The organism is Actinoplanes sp. GCM10030250 (assembly GCF_042666575.1).
Classification (GTDB): domain Bacteria; phylum Actinomycetota; class Actinomycetes; order Mycobacteriales; family Micromonosporaceae; genus Actinoplanes.
Genome location: NZ_JBHTDO010000034.1, coordinates 1 through 24503 on the forward strand (window position 1 = coordinate 1; position 24503 = coordinate 24503).

The 24503-nt window shown below is 70.4% G+C and carries 25 protein-coding genes; 9 read left to right on the forward strand and 16 right to left on the reverse strand.

Going from position 1 to position 24503, the window contains the following annotated elements; genetic code table 11:
• The first annotated feature begins 242 nt into the window (after positions 1-242).
• Positions 243-1139 (forward strand): pyridoxal 5'-phosphate synthase lyase subunit PdxS, encoded by an 897-nt coding sequence (pdxS, locus tag ACFQV6_RS33495; protein ID WP_378031661.1) that lies wholly within the window; start codon positions 243-245, stop codon positions 1137-1139.
• Between the two features lie 70 nt (positions 1140-1209).
• Here pdxS and ACFQV6_RS33500 read toward each other — a convergent pair whose 3' ends face one another.
• From ACFQV6_RS33500 to pgsA, 4 genes are read right to left on the reverse strand one after another with little or no spacing between them, the layout of a single operon-like run.
• A complete protein-coding gene (locus tag ACFQV6_RS33500; RefSeq protein WP_378031662.1) occupies positions 1210-1758 on the reverse strand; it encodes a hypothetical protein in 549 nt (182 codons plus the stop codon).
• A gap of 25 nt (positions 1759-1783) precedes the next feature.
• Positions 1784-2938, reverse strand: a complete 1155-nt coding sequence (locus ACFQV6_RS33505; RefSeq protein ID WP_378031663.1) for a glycosyltransferase family 4 protein — start codon at positions 2936-2938, stop codon at positions 1784-1786.
• A gap of 13 nt (positions 2939-2951) precedes the next feature.
• A complete protein-coding gene (locus ACFQV6_RS33510) occupies positions 2952-3818 on the reverse strand; it encodes a phosphatidylinositol mannoside acyltransferase (RefSeq protein ID WP_378031764.1) in 867 nt (288 codons plus the stop codon).
• Complete coding sequence (gene pgsA, locus ACFQV6_RS33515) at positions 3818-4447, reverse strand: phosphatidylinositol phosphate synthase (protein WP_378031664.1); 630 nt, start codon at positions 4445-4447, stop codon at positions 3818-3820. Before pgsA ends, ACFQV6_RS33510 begins: the two co-directional genes overlap by 1 nt.
• Before the next feature lie 177 nt (positions 4448-4624).
• Here pgsA and ACFQV6_RS33520 point away from each other — a divergent pair, with 177 nt between their 5' ends.
• Positions 4625-6787 (forward strand): elongation factor G-like protein EF-G2, encoded by a 2163-nt coding sequence (locus tag ACFQV6_RS33520; protein WP_378031665.1) that lies wholly within the window; start codon positions 4625-4627, stop codon positions 6785-6787.
• Here ACFQV6_RS33520 and ACFQV6_RS33525 read toward each other — a convergent pair.
• On the reverse strand, positions 6780-7961 hold the full coding sequence (locus tag ACFQV6_RS33525) for an FAD-dependent monooxygenase (RefSeq protein ID WP_378031666.1): 1182 nt from the start codon (positions 7959-7961) through the stop codon (positions 6780-6782). The genes ACFQV6_RS33520 and ACFQV6_RS33525 overlap by 8 nt on opposite strands.
• A 53-nt stretch (positions 7962-8014) precedes the next feature.
• Between ACFQV6_RS33525 and ACFQV6_RS33530 the strand changes: the two genes are divergently transcribed.
• On the forward strand, positions 8015-8632 hold the full coding sequence (locus ACFQV6_RS33530; protein WP_378031667.1) for a TetR/AcrR family transcriptional regulator: 618 nt from the start codon (positions 8015-8017) through the stop codon (positions 8630-8632).
• On the opposite strand, the gene ACFQV6_RS33535 is transcribed toward ACFQV6_RS33530, so the two are convergent.
• The 3 genes from ACFQV6_RS33535 to ACFQV6_RS33545 all read right to left on the reverse strand — a co-directional run bounded on the left by ACFQV6_RS33535 (position 8610) and on the right by ACFQV6_RS33545 (position 12276).
• Complete coding sequence (locus ACFQV6_RS33535; protein ID WP_378031765.1) at positions 8610-9065, reverse strand: HIT family protein; 456 nt, start codon at positions 9063-9065, stop codon at positions 8610-8612. The two genes, ACFQV6_RS33530 and ACFQV6_RS33535, sit on opposite strands and share 23 nt — an antisense overlap.
• A 134-nt stretch (positions 9066-9199) precedes the next feature.
• Positions 9200-11197: a threonine--tRNA ligase gene (thrS, locus tag ACFQV6_RS33540; protein ID WP_378031668.1), complete on the reverse strand. Its 1998-nt coding sequence runs from the start codon at positions 11195-11197 to the stop codon at positions 9200-9202.
• A gap of 161 nt (positions 11198-11358) precedes the next feature.
• The gene (locus tag ACFQV6_RS33545; protein ID WP_378031669.1) at positions 11359-12276 is read right to left on the reverse strand and encodes an ADP-ribosylglycohydrolase family protein; all 918 of its coding nucleotides are present in this window, start codon (positions 12274-12276) and stop codon (positions 11359-11361) included.
• Between the two features lie 96 nt (positions 12277-12372).
• Here ACFQV6_RS33545 and ACFQV6_RS33550 point away from each other — a divergent pair, with 96 nt between their 5' ends.
• The 4 genes from ACFQV6_RS33550 to ACFQV6_RS33565 all read left to right on the forward strand — a co-directional run bounded on the left by ACFQV6_RS33550 (position 12373) and on the right by ACFQV6_RS33565 (position 17209).
• Positions 12373-13062: a response regulator transcription factor gene (locus ACFQV6_RS33550; protein ID WP_378031670.1), complete on the forward strand. Its 690-nt coding sequence runs from the start codon at positions 12373-12375 to the stop codon at positions 13060-13062.
• Between the two features lie 2 nt (positions 13063-13064).
• Positions 13065-14486 (forward strand): ATP-binding protein, encoded by a 1422-nt coding sequence (locus tag ACFQV6_RS33555; protein ID WP_378031671.1) that lies wholly within the window; start codon positions 13065-13067, stop codon positions 14484-14486.
• A 233-nt stretch (positions 14487-14719) separates the two neighbouring features.
• Positions 14720-17026: an RICIN domain-containing protein gene (locus tag ACFQV6_RS33560; RefSeq protein WP_378031672.1), complete on the forward strand. Its 2307-nt coding sequence runs from the start codon at positions 14720-14722 to the stop codon at positions 17024-17026.
• A gap of 36 nt (positions 17027-17062) precedes the next feature.
• Complete coding sequence (locus ACFQV6_RS33565; RefSeq protein ID WP_378031673.1) at positions 17063-17209, forward strand: hypothetical protein; 147 nt, start codon at positions 17063-17065, stop codon at positions 17207-17209.
• On the opposite strand, the gene ACFQV6_RS33570 is transcribed toward ACFQV6_RS33565, so the two are convergent.
• Complete coding sequence (locus ACFQV6_RS33570) at positions 17200-18213, reverse strand: adenosine deaminase (RefSeq protein ID WP_378031674.1); 1014 nt, start codon at positions 18211-18213, stop codon at positions 17200-17202. The genes ACFQV6_RS33565 and ACFQV6_RS33570 overlap by 10 nt on opposite strands.
• A gap of 62 nt (positions 18214-18275) precedes the next feature.
• Positions 18276-19052, reverse strand: coding sequence for a trans-aconitate 2-methyltransferase (locus ACFQV6_RS33575; protein WP_378031675.1), 777 nt, complete (start codon positions 19050-19052; stop codon positions 18276-18278).
• An 89-nt stretch (positions 19053-19141) separates the two neighbouring features.
• Here ACFQV6_RS33575 and ACFQV6_RS33580 point away from each other — a divergent pair, with 89 nt between their 5' ends.
• A complete protein-coding gene (locus tag ACFQV6_RS33580; protein ID WP_378031676.1) occupies positions 19142-20119 on the forward strand; it encodes an aldo/keto reductase in 978 nt (325 codons plus the stop codon).
• 41 nt (positions 20120-20160) lie between these two features.
• Positions 20161-20367 (forward strand): hypothetical protein, encoded by a 207-nt coding sequence (locus tag ACFQV6_RS33585; RefSeq protein ID WP_378031677.1) that lies wholly within the window; start codon positions 20161-20163, stop codon positions 20365-20367.
• 252 nt (positions 20368-20619) lie between these two features.
• On the opposite strand, the gene ACFQV6_RS33590 is transcribed toward ACFQV6_RS33585, so the two are convergent.
• From ACFQV6_RS33590 to ACFQV6_RS33615, 6 genes are all read right to left on the reverse strand, one after another.
• Positions 20620-20823, reverse strand: a complete 204-nt coding sequence (locus ACFQV6_RS33590; protein WP_011905669.1) for a cold-shock protein — start codon at positions 20821-20823, stop codon at positions 20620-20622.
• Positions 20824-21164: 341 nt separating this feature from the next.
• On the reverse strand, positions 21165-21437 hold the full coding sequence (locus ACFQV6_RS33595; protein WP_378031678.1) for a DUF4235 domain-containing protein: 273 nt from the start codon (positions 21435-21437) through the stop codon (positions 21165-21167).
• On the reverse strand, positions 21437-21802 hold the full coding sequence (locus ACFQV6_RS33600; RefSeq protein ID WP_378031679.1) for a DUF3618 domain-containing protein: 366 nt from the start codon (positions 21800-21802) through the stop codon (positions 21437-21439). The genes ACFQV6_RS33595 and ACFQV6_RS33600 overlap by 1 nt, the downstream gene beginning before the upstream one ends.
• A complete protein-coding gene (locus ACFQV6_RS33605; protein ID WP_378031680.1) occupies positions 21799-22239 on the reverse strand; it encodes a phage holin family protein in 441 nt (146 codons plus the stop codon). Before ACFQV6_RS33605 ends, ACFQV6_RS33600 begins: the two co-directional genes overlap by 4 nt.
• A gap of 48 nt (positions 22240-22287) precedes the next feature.
• On the reverse strand, positions 22288-23523 hold the full coding sequence (locus ACFQV6_RS33610) for a mechanosensitive ion channel family protein (protein WP_378031681.1): 1236 nt from the start codon (positions 23521-23523) through the stop codon (positions 22288-22290).
• Between the two features lie 124 nt (positions 23524-23647).
• Positions 23648-24472: a DUF1206 domain-containing protein gene (locus ACFQV6_RS33615; protein ID WP_378031682.1), complete on the reverse strand. Its 825-nt coding sequence runs from the start codon at positions 24470-24472 to the stop codon at positions 23648-23650.
• Positions 24473-24503 lie beyond the last annotated feature (31 nt).

The following is a 24503-nucleotide window of genomic DNA, read 5'->3' on the forward strand; positions in this document are numbered from 1 at the left end:
GAAGGAGAGGGCGGCGGGGTGGGGCGGCGGGGCGGCGGGGTGGGAGATGACGTCCCCGTGGGCTGTTGGCGAAGTTGCTCGTTCCGCCGGGCTGAGCTGCGAAAATTAGGCCGCCCGAGGGGCGGCTCCCGGCGTGTCCGGAGGCGGAACAGGCCACCGGCAGGTCGATTGGCTATCGGAGGGCGTGTCGCAGGTTCGTAGGATCCCGTTCACCGAAACCCCGCACGAGGAGCCGATTTCCCATGTCTGAGAACCAGCCCGCCGTCGGAACCGCCCGCGTGAAGCGCGGTATGGCGGAGATGCTCAAGGGCGGCGTGATCATGGACGTGGTCACCCCGGAGCAGGCAAAGATCGCCGAGGACTCGGGTGCCGTCGCGGTCATGGCGCTCGAGCGGGTGCCGGCCGACATCCGGGCCCAGGGTGGCGTGTCCCGCATGTCCGACCCGGACATGATCGACCAGATCATCAACACGGTGTCCATCCCGGTGATGGCCAAGGCCCGGATCGGTCATTTCGTCGAGGCGCAGGTGCTCCAGTCGCTCGGCGTCGACTACGTGGACGAGTCCGAGGTTCTCACGCCCGCCGACTACGCGAACCACATCGACAAGTGGCAGTTCACGGTGCCTTTCGTCTGCGGGGCGACGAACCTCGGCGAGGCTCTGCGGCGCATCACCGAGGGCGCGGCGATGATCCGCTCCAAGGGTGAGGCCGGCACCGGCGACGTCTCGAACGCCACCACGCACATGCGCAAGATCCGCGGTGAGATCCGTCGCCTGCAGACGCTGCCGGAGGACGAGCTGTACGTCGCCGCGAAGGAGCTTCAGGCACCCTTCGAACTGGTCAAGGAGGTTGCCGAGGCCGGCAAGCTCCCGGTGGTGCTGTTCACCGCGGGCGGCATCGCGACCCCCGCGGACGCCGCGATGATGATGCAGCTCGGCGCGGAGGGCGTCTTCGTCGGCTCCGGCATCTTCAAGTCCGGCAACCCGGCCCAGCGGGCGGCGGCGATCGTCAAGGCCACCACCTTCCACGACGACCCGGACGTGATCGCCAAGGTCTCCCGCGGCCTGGGCGAGGCCATGGTCGGCATCAACGTCGAGGACGAGCCGGTCCCGCACCGCCTCTCCGAACGCGGCTGGTAACGAACCCGGCCGGCAATAAAGCGGCCGGCGAGGAAGAGCGGCCGGCGAGGAAGAGCGGCCGGCGAAAGGGTCAGACCGGAGCGGCGGGAAGCACACCCTCAGCCGGATGAGCCGGCATCGGCACCACCACCGGCGGCAGGTCCGGGAGCGCCGGCTCGACGATGTCGAAGTACTCCGGGCGCGGGTGACGGCGGGTCAGCCCGAGCACCCGCACCAGGACACGCCGGCGGGCGCTGAGCGCGTCGCGTACCAGATCGGTGTGCACCTGGCGTGCCAGCACCACCCGCCGGCTGGTGGCGATGAGCGTCCTCGACGCGGGTTCTCCCGGGTCGAGGACGACGGTCTGCAACTGCCGGGTGAGGTCGTTCTCCGCGGATTCGCGGTCGCCCGGCGAGGCGTCCAGCGCCAGGCGGGCCGCGGCGTAGAGCTCGACCGACTCCCCCTTCTCGGCGACCACCGCGGCGGCGGCCGCGCGGCGCATCAGATGCGCGTCGAGGGCGCGCTCGGCCGACTGCGCCCGCACGTGCAGGCGCTCCACTCGCTGAGCGGTCCAGCCGAGGTACGCCGAGAAGATCGCGGCCAGCACGACGACTCCCACCACCCACCACATGCCGGGCATCGTAGTGCCGGAATGTGTCGCCCCGTTACGTGCCCTTACCGGGCTCGGCCCACTCGTCGTCGAAAACCCGCCCGTCGGTGGCCTCGATCGCGGTCGCGTACACCTCGAGTACCCGGTTGGCCACGCTGGGCCAGTCGAACGCGGCGACGGCGGTACGCGCGCACGACGACAGTTCAGCCCGCCGCCCCGGGTCGTCGAGCAGCTCGCCGAGCAGGGCGGTCAGCGCACCCGCGTCGCCGTTCGGGAAGAGAGCACCGGCCCGGCCGCCGTCGAGCACCCGCCGGAACGCGTCGAGGTCGCTGGCGGCGATCGCGGCTCCCGCGGCCATCGCCTCGGTGAGGATCATGCCGAAGCTCTCACCGCCGGTGTTCGGCGCCACATAGACGTCGACGCTGCGCAGCATCCGGGCCTTGTCCGCCTCGGAGACCAGGCCGAGGAACTCCACCCGGTGGTGAAGCTCCGCGGGGATGTCGTCGTAGAGCTCGTCGCGGTCCCCCGGCCCGGCCACGAGCAGTCGCAGCCCGGGTCGCTCCTTGGCGAGAGTGACATACGCCGTACGCAACAGGGGGAAGCCTTTGCGTGACTCGGTGAAACGGCCCAGGAAGCCCAGCGCACCACCCTCGCCGGGCCATCCCGGCAAAGGCGCAGCCGAGGCGAACTTCGCCACCGCGACGCCGTTGGGTATCTCGACCGCGCCGCCGCCGAGGTGTTCGACCTGCACCTTGCGGGCCAGTTCGCTGACCGCGATCCGCGCGGTGATCTTCTCGACGACCGGTTGGACGAACGTCTGCGCCGCGGAGAGCATCCGGGAGCGGATGATCGCGGTGTGGAAGGTGGCGACGACCGGGCCGCGGGCGGAGAGGACGGCGAGGAACGAGATGCTGGGCGAGATCGGCTCGTGGACGTGCAGCACGTCGAACTCGCCTTTGGCCAGCCAGCGCCGCACCCGGGCGGTGGAGATCGGCCCGAAGGCGATCCGGGCGACCGACCCGTTGTACGGCAGTGGCATCGCCCGGCCTGCCGAGACGACGTAGCCCGGCAACTCGGCGTCGTCGTCGGCGGGCGCGAGCACGCTGACCACGTGACCGAGGCCGATCAGCGCCTCCGCCAGGTCCATGATGTGGTTCTGCACACCGCCCGGGACGTCGAACGAGTACGGCGAGACGATCCCGATCCGCATGGCGCACCCCCTTTCAGAGCCACAGCTTCTGGAGCATGTGCCAGTCCTGCGGGTGCTCGGCGAGGCCGGCCGCGTAGGCGTCGGCGAGTTGCTGCGTAGTCTGCTTGACCCGTTCGTCGAGCGGGCCGTCGACCGGCGGGGTGATCCTCCGCATCCGCGACACGGTGCGGTTCTTCTCGAACCAGAGATCCACCGCGTAGAGCGGCGCGCCGGTACGGATGGCCAGGATCGCCGGCCCGGCCGGCATCCGGGTGCGCCCGCCGAAGAACTTCACCTCGACCCCGGAGCGGGACAGGTCACGGTCGGCGAGCAGCGCCACCACCCACCCCTTCTCGAGGTGTTCGCCGAGCACGTCGAGCGGGGGCCGTTCGCCGCCGGTGAGCGGCAGCACCTTCATACCGAGCTTCTCCCGGTACTCCAGGAACGCCTTGAACACGCCCTCCGGCTTGAGCCGCTCGGCGACCGTGATCATCGGCCAGTCGTGTGAGGCCACCCAGGCGCCGGCGACGTCCCAGTTCGCCAGGTGCGGCAGGGCGAGGACCGCACCCCGGCCGTCGGCCACCGCCTTCTTCAGCTGCTGGTAGCTGTCCGGCTCCATGAAGAAGCCGTCGAGGAAGTGCTGCCGGCTCTGCGACGGGAGGCGGAACGCCTCCATCCAGTAGCGGGCGTAGGAGCGGAGCCCGTCGCGTACCAGGGTGTCCGGCATGTCCGGCCCGGCCACCTGCCGCAGGTTGGCCCGCAGCCGCTGGGTGGCCGGTCCGTTCGCCCTGTACGCCCGGTCCGCCGCCACGGTGAAGAGCTTGCGGGCGACCGGCAGCGGCAGTGCCCGCACCACCCGCCAGCCGGCCGCGTAACCGAATTCGATCAGCCGATCCTTGATCACGCCGGCGCCTCGCCGTCGGTGACGGAGTCGGAGCGAGCCGCACTGATCAGCCGCTGGAAGACGGTGAACAACGAGAGCGCCGCGAGCACCCACAACGCCGCCGGCAGACCCCAGTCCAGCCCGGCCGCGCCGAGCAGGCCACCCGCGCCCACGATCAGCAGCCGTTCGAGACGCTCGGCGATGCCGACGTCCGCGTTCAGCCCCAGGCTCTGCGCCCGTGCCTTCACATAGGAGACGACCTGACCCGCGACCAGGCTGATCAGCGCGGCGACCATGCCGCCGTAGGGGTTGCCCTCGGTGGCCAGGTAATAGGCGACCGCCCCGAACACGGCACCGTCGGCGAGACGGTCCATGGACGAGTCCAGGAGTGCCCCGAATTTTCCGGTACCACCCCGCATGCGGGCCATTGTGCCGTCGAGTGCGTCGGTGAGCGCACAGGCGGTTACGATCACGGTGCCCCAGAACAGGTAGCCCTGTGCACCGAAGTAGGAGCCGATCAACACACCGACGGTGCCGGCGATGGTGACGGCATTGGGTGAGACGCCGACCCGGAGCAGGAAACGGGCGACCGGGTGCAGCACATATGAGACGACGGCACGCGCCGTAGTTTGAACGATCTTTGCCATGGCCGTCCCACCATAACGGCGTGCGACCAGCAGCGGCACGGCTCGGGGCCGTGGTTGGCCGGATCGTCACCATCCGGCACAGTTCGTAGGCTGAAGACGCTTGCGGCCGGTGGAGCGCCGGGTGTGGGATTTGCAGGACAGCGGCGTAACGAAACAGCTACGACAGGAGCGCTCGGCATGGCGCAGAAGACTTCGGAGAAGGGACTTGCCGGCGCGACTGCGCCGGTGGTGACAGACCCCGGCAGAGTTCGCAACGTGGTGCTGGTTGGCCACTCCGGTTCCGGCAAGACGACCCTGGTCGAGGCACTGCTCGCGGCCACCGGGACGATTCCGCGGGCGGGCACGGTCACCGACGGCACCACGGTCACCGATCACGATCCGGCAGCGGTACGGCAGCAGCGCTCGGTGGCGCTCTCCTGTGCCCCGCTGACGCATCAGGACGTGAAGATCAACCTGCTCGACACCCCCGGGTATGCCGACTTCGTCGGTGAGCTGCGGGCCGGCCTGCGCGCAGCCGACGCCGCGCTCTTCGTCGTCTCCGCGGTCGACGGTGTCGACGAGTCCACCGTCTCCCTCTGGGAGGAGTGCGCCGCCGTCGGCATGCCCCGCGCCGTGGCGATCACCCGGCTCGACCATCCGCGCGCCGACTACGAGGAGGCCCTCCAGGACTGCCAGGAGGCGTTCGGCGAGAACGTGATGCCGATCTACCAGCCGATGCTGGGTGACGACGGCCAGTCGGTCGCCGGCCTGCTCGGTCTGGTCACGCTCAAGGTCCTGGACTACTCACAGGGCTACCCGCCGCGGGCCGGCGCCGCCGAGCCGGAGCACCTCAACCCGATCGCCGACGACCGGAACACGCTCATCGAGGGGATCATCGCCGAGAGCGAGGACGAGACCCTGATGGACCGTTACCTGGGCGGTGAGCTGATCGACACCGAGGCCCTGATACCGGACCTGGAGAAGGCCGTCGCCCGGGGCAACTTCTACCCGGTGATCCCGGTCTGCGCGGGCACCGGCGTCGGGCTTGACGCTCTGCTCGACGGGCTGGTCAACGGCGCGCCGTCGCCGCTGGAGCACGACCTCCCGGTGGTCACCGGAGTGGACGGCTCGCCGCGCCCGCCGCTGACCTGTGATCCGGCCGGCCCGCTGGTGGCCGAGGTGGTCCGCACCACGATCGACCGGCACGTCGGCCGGGTCTCCTTGGTCCGGGTCTTCTCCGGCACCCTGCGCCCGGATCAGACACTGCACGTCTCCGGGCACGGGATGGCCGAGCGCGGGCACCCCGACCACGACTCCGACGAGCGGGTGGCGCACGTCTACGTCCCGCTCGGCGCCCAGCTGCGCGAGGTGCCGCAGGCCGTCGCCGGCGACCTCTGCGCGATCACCAAGTCGGGCAGTGCCGAGACCGGTGACACGCTCTCCAGCAAGGACAATCCGCTGCTGATGGCGCCGTGGCGGATGCCGGAGCCGCAGCTGCCGATCGCCGTGGTGGCGAAGACCCGCTCCGACGAGGACGCTCTGGCCAAGAACCTGGGCCGCCTCGTCGCCGGCGACCCGACGCTGCGCCTGGAGCGCAACCCGGAAACACACCAGCTCGTCCTCTGGACGATGGGCGAGGCGCACGCCGACGTGGTCCTGGACCGGCTCCGCTCCGGCGGTGTCGAGCTGGACACCGAGCCGGTGAAGGTGGCGCTGCGGGAGACCTTCGGCGCCGGCGCGAAAGGCCACGGGCGGCACGTCAAGCAGTCCGGCGGCCACGGCCAGTACGCGGTGTGCGACATCGACGTGCAGCCGCTCCCCCGCGGCGAGGGCTTCCAGTTCGTGGACAAGGTGGTCGGCGGCGCGGTGCCGCACAACTACATCCCGTCGGTGGAGAAGGGTGTCCGCGCCCAGCTCGAGCGCGGGCTGGCGGCCGGTTACCCGGTGGTCGACCTCAAGGTCACCCTCTACGACGGCAAGGCTCACAGCGTCGACTCGTCGGACGCGGCTTTCCAGACCGCCGGTGCGCTGGCGCTGCGCGCCGCCGCCGAGAGCGGGCAGATCACCCTGCTGGAGCCGGTCGACGAGGTCGAGGTCCGGGTGCCGGAGGCCTACGTCGGCGCGGTGATGAGCGACCTCTCCGGCCGCCGCGGCCGGCCCCTGGGCAGCGAGTCCGGCGGTGAGGGCGAGGCCAGCCTGGTCCGCGCCGAGGTGCCCGCCACCGAGTTGGTCCGTTACGCGGTGGAGCTGCGTGCCATCACCTCGGGCACCGGCACGTTCAGCCGCCGTTACATCCGGCACGAGCCGATGCCCCCGCACCTGGCCGACACCGTCCGCAAGGAGCACGTCTCGGTCAGATAGTGATGGCGTTCGCCGCCGCGTGCATCGGCGCGAGCACCTTGTTGATCACCTGCTCCTTGCGCGGGTGGAATCGCAGGGTGCGCATGCCGTAGTTGCGGAAGGCAATCGCCAGCCGGCTCCCGGGAACCATGTCCTTGGCCATCTTGCGGCCGAAGGCCAGGTTCTTCTCGACATACGGCCGGAGGGCGCGCTCGTAGGCGGCGAAGGCGGCGAGGGGATCCCCGCCCGCCTTCGCCAGCTCCTCGGCGAGCACGAACGCGCCCACCAAGGCCAGGCTGGTGCCCTGGCCCGACGCCGGTGACGGGCAGTAGGCCGTGTCGCCGAGCATCACGACCCGGCCCGAGGACCAGCGCGGCAGCTCGACCTGGCTGAGCGAGTCGAAGTAGAAGTCGTCAGCCGGCCCGAGCGCCTCCAGGAAGGCGTCACTGCGCCAGCCGCGCCCGGCGAAGGCCGCTCGGACCAGGTCTTTCTGCGCGGCGACGTCGCGGCGGTCGTAGTCGAGCGGCTCGGCGGCGAAGGTCATGCCGACCTTGGCGGGCTCTTTCGGGCCCATCGCATAGGCGAAGATCAGGCGGCCGGGTTCGGTGTACATCACCTCTTCGCGGTCCAGACCGAGGTCGTTCGGGACCGAGAAGATCGAGATGTACGCACCGAGGTGGCTCAGCGGAGTCTCACCCAGCACCATGCGCCGGGTCGACGAGTTCAGCCCGTCGGCGGCGACCACGAAGGCGAACCGCCCGGTGCGGCCGCTGGTGAACGTCACGTCCACACCGCCGGGACCGTCGGACAGGCCGGCGATGGCGTCGCCGAACCGGTAGTCGACGTCGGTGGTGGCGTCCCGCAGGATCAGGCTCAGGTCGCCTCGCATGATCTCCAGGTCGTCGCCGCGGCGGCCCATCAGCAGGTCGGCGGGGAGACTCGCGATCTTCCGCCCGTCGGGCCGGACGTAGGTGACCTGCCGCATCCCGGTGTCGCGCCGCTTGGCGGCCTCGTGCAGCCCCATCCGCTTCAGCACGGTGGTGGCGGCACCGCGGACGTCGACCTTGTAGCCGCCCTCGCGCAGGGACGGCGCCCGCTCGACGACGGTGACCCGCCACCCGGCCCGGCGCAGCCAGAAGGCCAGCGCCGGACCCGCGACACCCGCACCGGAGATCAGTACATCTGAGTTCGTCATGGCTCAACTATACAAACGTCTTAGACGTTTGTATAGAAGTTAGGATGCGCATCATGGGTCACCGGGAAGATCTGCTGGTCGGAGCGAAGCGCGCGCTGTACGAGAAGGGCTTCGCCAACGTCACCGCACGCGACATCGTGTCCGCTTCCGGGACGAACCTGGCGTCGATCGGCTATCACTACGGCTCGACCAGGTCGCTGATGACCGCGGCGATGCTGAGCGCGATCGAGGAGTGGGGCGAGACGGTCGGGCAGGCACTCGGCCCGGAACCCGGCAACGAGAGCGCCGAGAGCGAAGATCCGATGCTGCGGTTCTGGCAGCGGGTGATCGGCTCCATCCAGGCACACCGGCAGTTGTGGATGGCCAGCGTCGAGGTGCTGATCCAGAGCGAGCACACGCCGGAGCTGCGGGCTCAGCTCACGGCCGGCCTCCAGGAGGGGCGGCGCGGCATGGCCGCCATGGCCACCGGCATCCCCGAGGACGAGCTCGACGAGACGACGATCCGCACTGTCGGCTCGGCGCAGATGGCACTGATGTCCGGCGTGCTGACCCAGTGGCTCACCGACCCGGCGACAGCACCGTCAGCCGAGGAGGTGGTCGCCGGGGTGAGAGCACTAAGCCGGGGAGGTGGTAGCGGGGGTGCGGGCGCTAAGCCGCCGGCCACGCCTTGACGAACAGCTCCCGGGTGTCGGCCAGTAGCTGCGGCAGCACCTTGGTCTGGCCGATCACTGGCATGAAGTTGGCGTCGCCGCCCCACCGGGGCACCACGTGCTGGTGCAGGTGGGCCGCTATACCGGCGCCGGCGATCGAACCCTGGTTCATACCGATGTTGAAGCCGTGCGGGCTGCTCGTGGAGCGGATCACCCGCATCGCCGTACGCGTGAACGCCGCCACCTCGGCCGTCTCCTCCTCGGTGAGGTCGGTGTAGTCCGCGACGTGCCGATAGGGGCAGACCAGCAGATGCCCAGGGTTGTACGGGTACAGGTTGAGCACCGCGAAGACGTGCTCACCCCGCGCCACCATCAGGCTGTCCTGCTCGGGCAGCCCGGGAGCCAGGCAGAACGGGCAACCGGCCGGACGGTCCCCACCCACGATGTAGGTCATCCGGTGCGGCGTCCAGAGCCGCTCCAGCCCGTCCGGCTCGCCCGTCTCCACCCGCTGCTCGTCCACGAACCGAATCCTATGCGCAAACGCGGCGGACCCGGTCGCCACAGCGACCGGGTCCGCGGGAGCATCGGTCAGGCCGCTGACGGCCCCACGTTGGTCCGGGACCGGACCACCTCGGCCACGTGCGCGACGGCCTCCTCGATCGAGACACCGTTGCGCTGGGACCCGTCGCGGTAGCGGAACGACACCGTGCCGCCGTTGACGTCGTCGTCGCCGGCGATCGCCATGAACGGGATCTTCTGCTGCTGCGCGGTACGGATCTTCTTCTGCATCCGGTCGGTGGAGTAGTCGACCTCGGCCCGGATGCCCTCCTTCTTCAGCAGTGCCACGAAGTCGGCGAGATAGTCGGCGTGGTCGTCGCGGATCGGGATGCCGACCACCTGCACCGGCGCCAGCCAGGCCGGGAACGCCCCCGCGTAATGCTCGACCAGCACGCCGAAGAACCGCTCGATCGAGCCGAACTTCGCCGAGTGGATCATCACCGGCTCCTGGCGGGTGCCGTCCGCCGCCTGGTACTCCAGGCCGAACCCGGCCGGCTGATTGAAGTCGTACTGGATGGTCGACATCTGCCAGGTCCGGCCGATCGCGTCCTTCGCCTGGACGCTGATCTTCGGGCCGTAGAAGGCCGCGCCACCGGGGTCCAGCACCAGGTCGAGGCCGGACTCGGTGGCCGCGTCCTCGAGGACCTTGGTGGCGATCGCCCACTGCTCGTCCGAGCCGATGAACTTGTCGCTTCCCGGGTCGCGGGTGGACAGCTCCAGGTAGTAGTCGTCCAGGCCGAAGTCGTCGAGCAGGGAGCGCACGAAGTTCAGCAGGTGCTTGATCTCGCCCGGCGCCTGCTCGGCGGTGACGTAGGAGTGCGAGTCGTCCTGGGTCAGGCCGCGCACCCGGGTCAGGCCGTGCACCACACCGGACTTCTCGTAGCGGTAGACCGTGCCGAACTCGAACAGGCGCATCGGCAGCTCACGGTAGGACCGCCCGCGCGACCTGAAGATCAGGTTGTGCATCGGGCAGTTCATCGCCTTGAGGTAGTAGTTCGCCCCCTCGAGCTCCATCGGGGGGAACATCGTGTCCTTGTAATAGGGCAGGTGCCCCGAGGTGTGGAACAGCCCTTCCTTGGTGATGTGCGGCGAGCCGACGTACTGGAAGCCCTCCTCGATGTGCCGCGCCCGGACGTAGTCCTCCATCTCGCGCTTGATCACCCCACCCTTCGGGTGGAAGACCACAAGACCGGAACCGATCTCATCAGGGAAGGAGAAGAGGTCAAGCTCGGTGCCCAGCTTGCGGTGGTCGCGGCGCTCGGCTTCGGCAAGGCGGTTCAGGTACGCCTTGAGCTCATCGCGGGACGGCCAGGCGGTTCCGTAGATCCGCTGGAGGTGCGGGTTCTTCTCGCTACCCCGCCAGTACGCCGCAGCCGAGCGCATCAGCTTGAACGCCGGGATCAGCCGGGTCGACGGCAGGTGCGGGCCGCGGCACAGGTCGCCCCAGACGCGCTTGCCGTCCTTGTCGAGGTTGTCGTAGTGGGTCAGCTCGCCGGCTCCGACCGCCACGGCCTCCGGGTCGACGTCACCCTTGATGTCGACCAGCTCGAGCTTGTACGGCTCGCTCGCCAGCTCGGCCTTCGCCTCGTCCAGCGACCCGTACTCCCGGCGGCGGAAGGTCTGCCCGGCCTTGACGATCTCCTGCATCCGCTTCTCGAGCTTCGTCAGATCGTCCGGCTGGAACGGCTTCTCGACGTCGAAGTCGTAGTAGAAGCCGTCGCGGATCGGCGGGCCGATGCCGAGCCTGGCATCCGGGAAGACGTCCTGCACGGCCTGCGCGAGCACGTGCGCGGCCGAGTGACGCAGCACGTCGAGGCCGTCCGGCTCGTCGATCGCGACCGGGGTCACCTCAGCGTCGGCGGCCGGGGCCCAGTGCAGGTCGCGCAGCCGGCCGTCGGCGTCGCGGACCACGACGACCGCTTTCGGCCCGTGCGCGGGAAGCCCGGCGGCGGCCACCGCGTCGGCCGCCGTAGTCCCGGCCGGGACGACTAGAGGGTCGGCCACAGCGGGTGTACGGGGTGCGGACACGGTGTTCTCCATTCGCAGGTGACAGCCCGGCTTCTCCGGGCCGTTCACGATGCTATCCGCCGGGTTTCGCCCGGCTTCGCGCGGCGCGGCCTGCGCGTTCCGATTACTCGCGGCCGGCGCGGCCGTCCAGTCCGGCCCGCGCTTTCCGATCCTTGCGCTGATTAGTCGCGGCCGGGGCCGGCCGTCCAGGCCGGCAGGGGCTCGCGGGCGGCGAGCCAGGCGGGCGGGATGCCGTCCAGGCCGGTGTGCGCCGCGACCACGCCGCCCGCGATCGCCGCTGTGGTGTCCACGTCACCGCCGGACACCACGCAGGCCGCCACGGCCGCCGGATAGTCGTGCAGATAGCGGGCCGCCACCCAGAGCGCGAACGGCACGGTGTCCTGGGCCGTCGCCCGGCTGCCGTTGCCGAGCCGGTGCGCGGCCTCCGCCACCCCGCCGGTGAACCCCGCGGCCTCGACCACGCCGTCCCGGACCAGGCTGGCCGGGGTGTGCGCGGCGACCGCCAGCAGCAGCTGCCCCGGTTCCGGCTTGTGCCCGTTGAGGCGGGCCGCGGCGGCGACCGCCGCGGCCACCGTCACCGCCACACCACCGGCGATCCCCTCCGGGTGGGCGTGGGTGACCTCGGCCGCGCGGGCACCCTGCGCCGCGGCGTGCACGAGCGAGTCGGCGTGCCAGGCGCCCAGCGGTGCCGCCCGCATCGCCGCGCCGTTGCCGCACGAGCCCTGCCCGTCGAAGGCGGCCGCCGCGGCGATCGGCCACGGGAGGCCGTTGCTGATCTCCCGCAGCATCACCACCGCGCCCGGGCCGTAACCGCGGCCCGGGTCGAAGACACCGCCGAGCAGGTCAGCGAAACCGTCCCTGTCGAAGTCACCGTCGGCAAGCGTCGCCACTAGGCAACAGGCCTGCTCGGTGTCATCGGTCCACGGCCAGGGCGCCTCGGGGACCCGGCCCTCGAGCAGGTCCGCCGGCCGGTTGGCGGGCACGAAGTACTGCGCGCCGAGGGCGTCGCCGACGCTGAGGCCGGCCAGGCTCTCGCGCGCCAACGCGAGTCGCGTACCGGGGAAAAGGGTGAATGACATCGGCACTTCGGATCGTATTCCATCACTGAGCGTCATCAAAGCCTCTCGCTCGATGAGCCTTTAGGTTTCGGTTGCCAGGCACAGTACGGTCTTCGCATGGCCACGGTTTTGCTCGTCGAAGACGATCATGTCGTGCGCGGCGCCATGCTCCGATCGCTCGCCGACCGGGGGCACGCCGTGCACGCCGTCGGCACAGCGCTGGAGGCTCTGCGGCGGGTCGCCGCGGAGACGCCCGACCTGGTCGTGCTCGATCTCGGGCTGCCCGATCTGGACGGTTCGGACGCGCTGCGGATGCTGCGCGGCATCACCGACGTGCCCATCATCATCGCAACCGCCCGCGACGACGAGCAGACCGTCGTGCGCCTGCTGCGGGCCGGAGCCGACGACTACATGGTGAAGCCGTTCACCGGCGCCCATCTCGACGCCCGGATCGCCACCGTTCTGCGCCGGGTCGGCCGCGCCAGCCGCGCCACACAGCCCGCCGTCCACGAGGTCGGCGAGCTGCGTGTGGACATCGGCGAGCGCAGTGCCACCCTCGGGGACCAGCCACTCGCGCTGACCCGCAAGGAGTTCGACCTGCTGGCGTACCTCGCTGCCCGCCCGGGCCGGGTGGTATCCCGTCGTGAGCTGTTGGAGGAGGTATGGCGACAGCCATCGGTCGGCGAGGACCAGACCATCGACGTACATTTGTATTGGCTTCGCCGGAAATTGGGCGAGTCCGCGGCGAAGCCCCGCTACCTGCGCACCGTGCGGGGGGTCGGATTCCGGTTGGTGGCGCCGGACTGAGGTTGCGGCTGGCGTACATCACCGCCGCCACCACCGCTGTCGCCGCACTCGTCTTCCTGGTGCCGCTCGGCTGGGGCCTGCGCAACGACCACCGGGACGCGGCCCTGGCCGAGGCTGCCCGGCGCACCGCGACCGTCGTCGGCGCCATCACCGCCGGCGCCGGTGACAAGGGCGTGGCCGCCGCGATCCAAGCCGCCGGCGGCACACCTGTCGTGCACACCCCCGGCCTCGCCGCCTCCCCCGGCGGCCACGCCGACGCCGGTCTCATCGACCGCGCGGCGACGAGCCCGCAGCCGACGGTCGAGGACGTCGAGGGCGGCGTCGTCCGGCTCGTCCCGGTCACCACCGGCGGAAAGACCCGCGTGGTCGAGGCGTTCGTACCGAGCTCGGAGCTGAACGAGAACACCGCCCGGGACTGGTGGCTGCTGCTCGGCATCGCGGTCATTCTGGTCAGCGGCGCGGTCTTCGTCGTGGACCGGCTGGCCCGGGGCGCGGTGGCGTCGGCCCGCAACCTGGTCGACGCGGCCCTCGCCGTCGGCGACGGCGACCTCGGCGTCCGCATCCAGCCTTCCGGCCCTCGCGAGCTGGCCGAGGCCGGTTACGCCTTCAACCGGATGGCGGACCGCCTCGTCACCACCCGCACCGACGAGCGTGAGCTGGTCGCCGACCTGTCGCACCGGCTGCGCACCCCGCTGACCGCGCTGCGGCTCGACGCCGAGGCGCTCGACCCCGACGACACCCAGATCATCGACCTCACCGCGGAGGAGGTCGACCACCGGCGCGGCATCCGGCGCATCCGGCAGGCGATCAGCACGCTCGAGGACGAGGTCAACCACCTGATCAACACCACCCGGCAGGCGGTCGCCGCCCAGGTCGCCGCACCCGAGGACGGCCTCTGCGACGCCAGCGAGGTGGTCCGGGAACGGATGACGTTCTGGTCGGCGCTGGCCGGCGACCAGGACCGTCAGTACCGGGTGGTCGGCGCACACCTGCGGATCCCGGTGCCGGTGGCCCGCGCCGAGCTGGCCGCCGCGCTGGACGCGGTGCTCGGCAACGTCTTCCGCTACACCCCGCAGGGCACCGCCTTCGAGGTCGGGCTCTCCCGCCGCGACGGCTGGGTGGCGCTGCGGGTGGACGACGCCGGTCCGGGCATCCCCGACCCGGAGCGGGCGCTGCGGCGCGGCCAGAGCGACCAGGGGTCCACCGGGCTGGGCCTGGACATCGCCCGCCGGGTGGCACAGAACACCGGCGGATCGGTGAGCCTGGACCGGGCCGCGATGGGCGGTGCGAGTGTCGTTATGCTCCTGGCCGACGCGGACGCCACGCCGACGGCCCCCAGCCGTTTCGGCCTGGTCGGGCGCGGCAGACTGACTCGCGAACGGGACCCGGGACGACGCCGATGGCAACGACCGGGGCGCGAATGAGCAAGGCCTACGACGGACAGGTCCCCCGGACGGAACAGCGCTTGCTTATATCTCTATTAAAGGCATTCCCCTGGCGGCGCCGAACTGGCAATCTTCCATCCGATCCCATCCGGCTTCCCGGATCGCAACTCGCAGCGCGTCCCCATCGCCGCGACCCGGTAAGCCCCCAGGTGGTGGGAGGCGGTCACCCCAAGGGCCCCTCCCACCGCTACACAGTTCGACGAGGAGACGCAGTGTCCGCGCATCGCCGGCCCGCGTTCCGTGGGTCACCGCCAGGACGGCGGCGCCGCACGGAGGCCGAGCGCCAGGTCCCGCGGACACGCTCCGCGACCTTCCGCCTCCTTCCGGTAGCGCTCGGCATAGCCCTGCTCGGCGTGGGCGGCGTGGTGGGCCCCAGCGTCATCGGCACGACACCGTCCGACGGCCCGGACCGGCTCTCGCTCTCGGCGCTGCCCAAGGACGCCCCGGAGAAGGGCCTGGTCTACAGCGGCCTCACACTCGCCGCCGCCGACTCGCTCTGCGCCGGCTCGTACCAGCTCTACGAGGAGACCTGCACGCACGGGCCCGACCCGGCGCCGTCCGGCCTAGCCGTGCGCCGCGACGTCGCCCCGGTGACCGAGGGTGTCAAGCAGGTCACCGCGGTCCGCCGGGAGAGCGGCGCCGTCCCCGTCGACGCCGAGATCGCCCGTGACGAGGGTGGCAGCGCGCTGACCGCGGACGCGCCGGCGCTGATCCCGGACGCCGCACCCGGCCAGGCCGACTTCATCCTCGGCCCGGACGACGTGGCCTGCTCCGGCGACGGCCGCAGCGGCAAGCGGGTCCAGCTGCTCTACCTGCACGAGTCCGCCAAGACCAGCAGGTATGCGAAGTTCCTCAACTCGTTCCGCACCTGGGCCGCCGGTGTCGACGCGATCTACGACGCCAGCGCCGCGGAGACCGGCGGTTCCCGCCACATCCGGTACGTGACAACGCCCGAGTGCCGGGTCGACGTGGCCGAGGTGCAGCTGCCGGACAAGTCCCTCGACTCGTTCGTCAACACCATCGAGTCGCTGCGCACGCTCGGTTACAACCGGGCCGACCGCAAGTACCTGCTCTTCTCCGACGACAACGTCTACTGCGGCATCGCCACCTACATCCCGGACACCCGGCCCGGCCGCGGCAACCGCAACAACGGCGGCCCGTCGTACTCCCGGGTCGACTCCGGGTGCTGGAGCTCGGCGATGGCCGCGCACCAGCTGACCCACTCGCTGGGCGCGATCCTCTCCGACTCGCCCAACGCCACCGGCGCCGGTGGCTGCGTGGACGAGTACGACCTGCTCTGCGGTGAGGACCGCTCGGGCAAGCCGGTCCGCAACGTCTGCCCGAAGAAGCACGAGATCCGGCTGGACTGCGGGCACGACGACTACTTCAGCACCGACCCGAAGCCCCGCAGCTACCTGGACGAGCACTGGAACGTCGCGCTCAGCGACTTCCTGCTGCGCAGCGACGGCGGCAACGACATCCCGGACGTGCCGGGCGCCATCAAGCCGGACGCCACCCCGCTTCCCGGCGAGGCACCGGCCACTCCCGCCGCGCCGGACCCGGCTCCGAGCAGCGCCGCGCCCAGCCCGAGCGCCGCCGGTCCCAGCACTCCCCCGGTGCCCGCGCCGAGCGTGTCGGAGAGCACCGGCCCGGCCGGGCCGGACCCGGACGCGAGCGCCCCCGGCGGCCCGGCGATACCGCCGCTGGAGGAGGTCGTGCGCCCGGTGGGTGCCCGTGCCACCGACGGCCCGCCCGTGGCGGAACTCCCGCCGGCCGGCACCGGTGACCAGGCTCCCGGCGACGACACCGCCGCTCCGCCCGGCAACGGCAGCACCTCCGAGGACGGTGTGCAGGCCGTGCTGGAGATCCGGGAGGCGACAAGCAGCTCGGTCCGCCTGACCTGGAGTGCCGCTGCCGACGACGCCTCGTACCAGGTCTTCGTCGGCGGCAAGCCGGTGGCCACCACCCGCGCCACCCGGGCCCGCCTGATCGGGCTCAAGCCGGACTCCCAGTACCTCGTGGAGATCCGCAACCGCAAGCTCGACTACCACGCCAAGGGCACCGCGGTGACCGCTCCGGCGGCCCGCCCGGTGCAGAACTCGTGGTTCCTGCTGACCAACTCGCTGACCGGCGGTGCGGCCGACCTGTACGCCGCACGGACCGACGACGGCACGCCGATCACCCTCGGCGGCGAGGACGGCGGCGCCCAGCAGCAGTGGCAGCTGGTGCCGGCCGAGAACGGCAGCTATTCACTGGTCTCCAAGGCGAGCAACCGATGCGCGGTCGCGCTCGGCGGCACGCCCGTCGCCGGTGCACCCCTGGTGCAGGGCGACTGTTATGCCGCGGCCGGGGCCCGCTGGATGTTGCAGGCCTCCGACTACGGCTTCACGCTGCGCAGCACCACCGGAAACCTGGTGGTGGGCGTGGGTGCCCAGCGGTTCGGCACACAGCACCGGGTGCTGGTGCTCCAGCCGGACACCGGGCAGCGGCACCAGAGCTGGACGGCGGTTCCCGACTAGGGAACCCGAACGACGCGACGAACGATGGGAGGGCGGATGTCCAAGGTACTGAGCAGGCCGGAGACCGAGCCGGATGAGGGTCCGGCCCGGTTCAACCGCCGACGGCTGGTCCGATGGCTGACGATCCTGACCATCGGCACGATCACCATGGTGGCCTGCTGGCAGGACCCGCTCTACCCATAGTTCTCGGTGTAGGCGCCGATCTCGGCCAGCAGGGCCGACTTGCCGTCCGGCGACAGGAAGCTGTGCCGGACGGCGGCCCGGGCGAGGTCGGCGACACCCGCCCGGTCGAGGCCGAGCAGCTCGGCGGCGGCCGCGTACTCGCCCTCGAGGGTGGTGCCGAACATCGGCGGGTCGTCGGAGTTCACGCTGACCGGCACCCCCGCGGCGACCAGCGTCGCGATCGGGTGCTCGGCCAGGGTGGCGACCGCCCGGGTCCGCAGGTTCGACGTCGGGCAGACCTCGAGCGGGATCTGGTGCTCCGCCAGGTACGCCATCAGCCGCTCGTCCTTGGCGGCGGAGATGCCGTGCCCGATCCGCTCCGCGCCGAGCTCGTGGATCGCGTCCCAGATCGTCTCCGGCCCGGTGGTCTCCCCCGCGTGCGGCACGCTGTGCAGCCCGGCGGCACGGGCCTTGTCGAAGTACGGCTTGAACTGCGGCCGCGGCACCCCGATCTCCGGGCCGCCCAGACCGAAACTGATCAAACCCTCGGGGCGGTCCTCCAGGGCGATCCGCAGGGTCTCCTCGGCGGCCGCCAGCCCGGCCTCACCCGGGATGTCGAAGCACCACCGCAGGTCCACCCCGAAGTCACGGGCGGCACCGGTCCGCGCGTCCTCGATCGCCTCGCAGAACGCCGGTGACGCGATGCCCCGCCGCACACTGGAGTACGGCGTGACGGTCAGCTCGGCGTAGCGCACCTGCTGGCGGGACAGCTCACGGCCGATCTCGTAGGTCAGCAGCCGCACGTCCTCCGGGTCCCGGATCAGGTCCACTACGCTCAGATAGATCTCGACGAAGTGCGCGAAGTCGCGGAACTCGAAATACGCGGCGAGCCGTTCCGGGTCGGCCGGTACCGGGGAGCTGCCCTCGTGCCGGGCAGCCAGCTCGGCGACGATCCGCGGCGACGCCGAACCGACATGGTGCACGTGCAGTTCGGCCTTCGGCAGGCCGGCGATGAACGATTCCACAACACCCTCCGATTTACGCGGTTTGCGCCACGACGATCACACGCGGCTGGCGCCACGACGATTTACGCGGTTTGCGCCACGACGAAGATACGGCGGAAGGGAAAGGCGACCAGACCGGCCCTCTCCGGATGCTCCGCGGCGATCCGCAGTGCCAGCTCAGAACGAAACGCGGTCCACGACTCCGCGTCCAGCGCCGCGCGCACCGGCCGCAGCGCGGTCCCCTCCATCCAGCGCAGAACCGGATGGTCCTCACCGGACCGTGCCGCCGGGAGCAGGTGCAGATAGGTGGTCTCCCACGCGTCGACGGTCGCTCCCGCACCGGTCAGCAACGCCGCGTACCCCGCCGCGTCGTCCACCGGGTCGGCCCGCAGCACCCCGTCCAGCCGATCGGCGTAGCGTGGCCCGGCGCCGATCTCGCGCACCGCCCGATGGCCGGGGCTGTCGAAGTTGCCCGGCACCTGCATCGCGATCCACGCACCGGCGGGCAACTCGCCGACCCAGCGGACGAGCATCTCCTGATGTCCCGGCACCCACTGCAGAGCGGCGTTGGTGACCACCACGTCGACGCCGGGCTCCGGACGCCAGCCGGCGATGTCACCGAGCCGGAATTCGACCGGCCCGGGATCGGCCGCCGCCTTCGTGATCATCTCGGGGGACGAGTCGACGCCGACCACCCGTGCCCGCGGCCAGCGCTCGGCGAGCGTCCGGGTCAACTCACCGGGCCCGCAGCCCAGGTCCACCACGGCACGCGGCTGTTCCGCGCCAATCTGCCGGACCAGGTCGAAGAACGGCCGGGAGCGCTCGGCTCCGAAACGGCGGTAGACAGCGGGATCCCACATGACAACCTCCACATCTCGAGCTTCACACCCACACGCAAACCGTACGTACGTTTTGTTTCAACCTATCAGCTGAGCGGTAGGGTCACGACGTGGAAAAACGAAGCTTTCGGAAGCTGGGACGCGACGTCGGCGTGGTGGGCCTCGGCGCCTGGCAGCTCGGCGCCGACTGGGGCGAGGTCAGCGAGGCGGACGCGCACGCGACCCTGCAGGCCGCCGTCGACGCGGGCGTCACCTTCATCGACACGGCCGACGTGTATGGCGACGGTCGCAGCGAGCAGATCATCGGCTCGTTCGTCAAGGACCGTCCCGGGCTGACCGTGTTCACCAAGATGGGCCGCCGGCTGGCGCAGGAGCCGGCCAACTACCACCTCGACAACTTCCGCGCCTGGACCGACCGCTCCCGCGCCAACCTCGGCGTCGACACGCTCGACCTGGTGCAGCTGCACTGCCCGCCCACCCCGGTCTACTCGTCCGACGAGGTCTTCGATTCGCTCGACACCCTCGTGCAGGAAAAGCGGATCTCAGCGTACGGCGTGAGCGTCGAACGCGTCAACGAGGCGCTCACCGCGATCGCCCGCCCCGGCGTCGCCAGCGTCCAGATCATCCTCAACGCGTTCCGGCTCAAGCCCCTCGAGCGGGTCCTGCCGGCCGCCGCCGAGGCCGGTGTCGGCATCATCGCCCGCGTTCCGCTCGCCAGCGGCCTGCTCTCCGGGCGGTATGACGAGAGCACCACGTTCGGCGCGGACGACCACCGCAACTACAACCGGAACGGCGAGGCGTTCGACGTCGGCGAGACGTTCTCCGGTGTGGACTTCAAGGTCGGCCTGGAAGCGGTCGGCCGGCTGCGCCCGCTGGTGCCGGCCGGTGCCACGATGGCGCAGTTCGCGCTGCGCTGGATCATCGACCAGCCGGGCCTCACCGTGGTGATCCCGGGCGCCCGCAACCCGGACCAGGCACGTGCCAACGCGGCCGCCGCCGATCTGTCACCGCTTCCCGCGGAAACACGGGAAACAATCGCCGCTGTCTACGATGAGTTGATTCGGCCCCAGGTGCACGACAAATGGTGAACAATGAAACCGAGCCGCCGCGATTGAGGGGCTGGCTCACGATGTCTGCGGGCCTGCTCGCGATGACGCTCGGTGCGGTCTGGGCTCTGCAGGGCCTGGGTTACCTGACCGACAGCCTGATGACCGACGAACCGATCTGGGCGGCGGTCGGCGGGGTTCTGGTCGTCGTCGGACTGGCACTTGTGGTCGTCGGCATGCGGCGCCGGACCGCGGGCCACCGACTGACGGAACAAAAGCCGGGCGAATAGGCCCGGCCACAAGCGGGTGCGACAAAGGCCGGGCGACAAACCCGGCGGTGCAACAAAGGCCGGGCGACAGACCTGCCGGTGCGACAAAGGCCGGGCGACAAACCCGGCGGTGCAACGAATGCCGGGCGGACGGGCCCGGTAGTAGGGCCGAAAGAAGCCCCGCACCCTCGAGCGAGGTTGCGGGGCCACGGTCGGGCCGACCTCCGCCAGGCGGTCGGCGAGCCGGCCTCACGACCGGCAGTTTCATAGGTCTCAGAGCGGGCGAACCTGCTCCGCCTGCGGGCCCTTCTGGCCCTGGGCGATCTCGAACTCAACCCGCTGGTTCTCTTCCAGAGTGCGGTAGCCGCTCGTCTGGATGGCCGAGAAGTGGACGAACACGTCAGCACCCCCGCCGTCGACGGTGATGAAGCCGAAGCCCTTGTCTGCGTTGAACCACTTCACGGTTCCTTGCGCCATGCTGAACTCTCCTTCTGAAAATGCCGGCCCGCCCAACCGCGGCAGCGCGGAGCCGATGACCGTTTTCGAGCAGCGGCGCCGCAAGGCGGCCCTTTCAGAGGACGTCCCATCCGCCCGACATCGTGACACCTGCCGACCACCCGGGATGGGGCCGGTGTCCCGCTGACAAGCGGAAGCAGCGAACCACGTACGCAAAAACTGGCCACACTGTACCCGAAAATCGGGCCGTAAAGCTGCCCCTCGAAGGAATCCAATAATGGGTGGCCGATATGGAAAAGGTTCCCCACTTCGCGACTACGAAGCGGGGAACCGGCAAGACTCCTGTCGATACCGAAGATGATCTAGTCAGGCCAAGTACCTGTCAGTTTCTGGGTCCCGATCGCACTGCCACGATGGACAGCCGCCTTCACCACCGCGAAGATCGCGCCCTGCAACGCGGCGGCCGCGAGGATCTCCACCCAGCCGCGTTCCGGGTCGCCCGCGTCGGGGGCGTCGTCGTCACCGGCGACCAGTTTCCACGCCTCTTTGAACAGCATGCCGGCCAGTGCACCGGCGGCGATACCCATGCCGACGTTCACCGGCTTCAGCGCGAGTTTGCTCAGCTTGCCCGCCATCAACGCCTCCCACGAACGATCAGGATGATCCCGGCCACCGCCGCCAGCCCGGCGAGGAGCAGGACGGCGGGCATCGGGTTCGCCCGTACCCGATCTCCGGCCACATGCACGACCTCGCCCGGCGAGGTCTCCCGCGCCCGTTCGGTGGCGCCCAGCGCCGCATCCCGCACGCGGCCGGTCACCAGCGCGGCCTGCGTGCGCACCCGTTCCTTGGTCTGTTCCACCTGATCCCGGGCGCGCGCCTTGACGTCCGCCCGGGCAGCGAGAGCCTGCACCGTCTCACCGAGCTCGGCGCGGGTCTGCTTGATCTCCTCACGCAGCTCCACCAGGTCCGGCTTCGCCGCGGATCCGTTCTTCTCACTCATACCCGGGTACGCTCCTGGTTCTTCACGGCCCGCTTCACTTCGTCGACATCGGCCTTGAGGTTCTGGATCGCGGCCTGCGGCTCGGGCGGTGTCGCCCGGCTCAGCTGCTTCTTGCCCACCAGGGCGAGCACCCCGGCGACCAGGAACAGCACACCGGTGACGATCAGCGCGGCGGCCCAGAGCGGCAGGAACAGATTCAGCACGATGACCATGGTCGCCACCAGGGTGCCCACCCCGTACAGCGCGAAAACGCCCGCGCCGCCGAAGAGGCCGGCACCGATGCCGGCGTGCTTGCCCTTCTCGGCGAGTTCCGCCTTCGCCAGCGTGAGCTCGTCCCTGACGAGGCGGCTGAGCTGCTCACTGGCCCGCTGCACGAGTTCCGCCGTGGACTGCTCGGTGAGCGGTTTGACGGGTATGCCGTTCAAGACATCGGCCATCGTGTCCCCCTTTCCGTGTGATCGGGGTATGCCCTGATCACGCCGCCCTCAATCCTCGCTCTCCGGGGCAAGGCCTGAGTTGTCCGAAGCAGGACGCTGGCCACCGAAGGCCGGGACACCGAAAGCGGCACCCGAAGAAGGCCCACCGAAGGCCACCCCGCGCGCATCACCGTCACCGTCACCGCTGAAAACCCGGGAGTCGTCCCGCGACGCACCGAGCCCCACCCGCTGAACCGGCCGCTCCGCCCGTCGCACCGGCCCCGGTGATTCCACCTCGGCACGCATCCTCGGCAGCGCGGCGCGCTCGTTCTGCCAGACCCAGGCGACGAGCCTCTCGCGTACGAGACAGCGCAGATCCCACAGCGCCGCCGCGTCGTTCGCGCTGACCAGCGCTCGCAGCCGCACGTTGCCCCCGGTCGCGTCCGTCACCTGCAGGACGGACACCCGCCCGTCCCAGAGCTCGGTGCCCTCGCAGACCTGCCGCAGTTCGGCCCGGAGCGGTTCGATCGGCGTACCCCAGTCCACGTCGATCTCCGCGGTGCCGAGCACCGCCGAGTTGGTCCGTGTCCAGTTCTGGAACGGCTTGGTGGTGAAGTAGGAGGTCGGCAGGATGAGCCGCCGGTCGTCCCAGATCTGCACGACCACGACGGTCAGGGTGATCTCCTCGATCCGGCCCCACTCCTGTTCCACCACTACCACGTCGTCGACGCGTATCGCGTCGCTGAACGCGAGCTGGATGCCGGCGAAGACGTTGCCGAGCATGCTCTGCGCGGCGAGGGCCGCGATCACGCTGATCAGGCCGGCGGAGGCCAGGACGCTCGCGCCGAGGGCCCGGATGTTCGGGAAGGTCATCAGCATGACGCCGATCGTCAGCACGACGATCGCGGCCACGGTGACCCGCCGCAGCATCACCACCTGGGTCCTGATCCGGCGCTGCCGCCGGTTGTCCGGCACGTCGGCGCGCCACTTGGCGAGCGCGACGTCCTCCATCACCAGCAGCATCGCGCCGACCAGCCAGGCGAAGGCGGCTATGCAGAGCAGCACCAGGACGTGCAGAACGCCGCCCCGATAGGGAAAGTTCCCTGCGAAGACGCGGATCGCCTGCTGCACCGACAGCAGCGTGACGGCGGTCAGGAACGGGCGATGGATCTTCTTGGCCAGGTCGGCGGCGAGCATCGACCGGCGGCCGAGCCGGACCATCACCCGGTGCACGACCTCGACGATCAGAATCGCCGCGCCGGCCGCCCCGAGGACGGCGAGCACGGCGCTGAGAGCGCTGGACACGGAATGTTCCTTCCCACGAACGATGGCGTGCCAGCGTCTCAGCTTGCCCGGTCCGCGGCCGGAAACGCCAGTGACGGCGGATGTCTGAGTCAACTCACACATCCGCCGTCACGGGCGGGGTACCTCAGATCTTGCGGTATCGGGCCTGCGCGATGCAGTAGACGCCGAAGGCCGCGATGCCCGCCGCGATCAGCACGAGCAGCCACACGCCCCAGGAGTTGCCGGCCAGCGTGTTGAGGGCGGCGTCCAGGCCACGGGCCTTGTCCGGGTCGTAGGTCACGGCGGCGGTCACCACGAGGATGCCGGCGATCGCGTACGCCACGCCCTTGGCCGTGTATCCCGCCATGCCGAGCTTGATGATCGGCTCGCGGGTCGACGGGGTCATCTGCCCGGTGTTGAGGTGCTTGGTGAACTTGCGCTTCCAACCGTAATAGGCCATGCCGATGCCGATACCGAGCACCACGAGGCCGATCAGCCCGACAAGCAGCCGGCCGCCGCTGGAGTCCATCAGCTTCCCGGTCATGCCCTGGTTCTTGTCGCCCATCGAGGAGTTGGCGCCCTGCACCACCTTGATCGCCGTCCAGGCGAGGTAGGTGTAGAGCAGCGCCCGCACACCGGAGAGGGCACGCTCGGCGAGAGCGGCGCGGTCCTGCGGGCCGCTCTCACCGATGGCCGCCTCGAAGGCCTGCCAGATCGCCATCGCGATCAGGCCGACGGCGATGATGATCAGCAGTGTCTTGCCGTAGGACTCACGGGCGATGGTCTGCAGGGCGCCGGACTGGTCCGTGTCCTGGCCGGAGCTGCCGAACGCGACCTGCAGCGCGATCCAGGCGAAGAGCAGGTGGATGATTCCGTAACCGATGAAGCCGCCCCGGGCGAGGTACTCCAAGGGCTTGCTCTCGGCTGCGCGTGATGCAGTGTGCTTGACGTTCGAAGCTGCGGAGGACATGGGCCTCATGTGCCCCGGCAGCCACGTCCGT